The sequence below is a fragment of the Mesorhizobium sp. YIM 152430 genome (genome assembly GCF_029210365.1).
GTDB lineage: Bacteria > Pseudomonadota > Alphaproteobacteria > Rhizobiales > Rhizobiaceae > Aliihoeflea.
The window spans coordinates 1-550 of the sequence record NZ_JARGES010000050.1 but is presented as its reverse complement, the minus strand read 5'-3'; the positions used below and the strand labels follow the sequence as shown (position 1 = coordinate 550).

Sequence of the window (550 nt, the reverse complement as noted above, 5' to 3'; positions counted from 1 at the left end):
ACGCCGCTTCGGCGAACGGGATCGCTATGTCCATTGAAAGGAGATCCTATGCCGAGTCCGACAGGATTCCGGGCGATGACGCCTGGCATTCACAAAGCCCTCGAAACCGCTGATCTATGGGGACCGCAGACCGCAGTTTCCAAGAAGCGCGCTCATACAGCGTTTAATTCCTGCACTAAGTTCCTGGGCCTGCGCCCCCATCTGATCGAGCTGATGAACAAGCTCCTTAGCTTCTCGAAAGAGATCGATTGGGACGGAACTTCCCGACCCCTCGTCTGGCCCGACAATCAGCGCCTGCTTGAGCAATGCGCCATCGGCTCGCTATCGGCCCTCAAGCGATCCTTGCGCGCTCTGGCAGAGGCCGGCCTTATCGCGTTTAAAGATAGTCCGACCGGGCGGCGCATAGGGCACCGCAACAACCATGATGGCCGCATTGTGTTGGATCGGACTTACGGCATCGACCTTTCCCCACTTGGGCTGAAAACGCCCGAGCTGGAAATGATCGTGTCGATGAACAAGGCACAGCAACAGGATTGGCGCGACCTGTGCC

1 protein-coding gene is annotated in these 550 nt (G+C 58.2%); it reads left to right on the top strand.

Translation table 11 applies throughout. The features are described from left to right. Positions 1 to 75 precede the first annotated feature (75 nt). Positions 76 to 550: helix-turn-helix domain-containing protein (locus PZ895_RS16475; RefSeq protein WP_275840090.1), on the top strand; the 475-nt coding region annotated here is incomplete at its 3' end.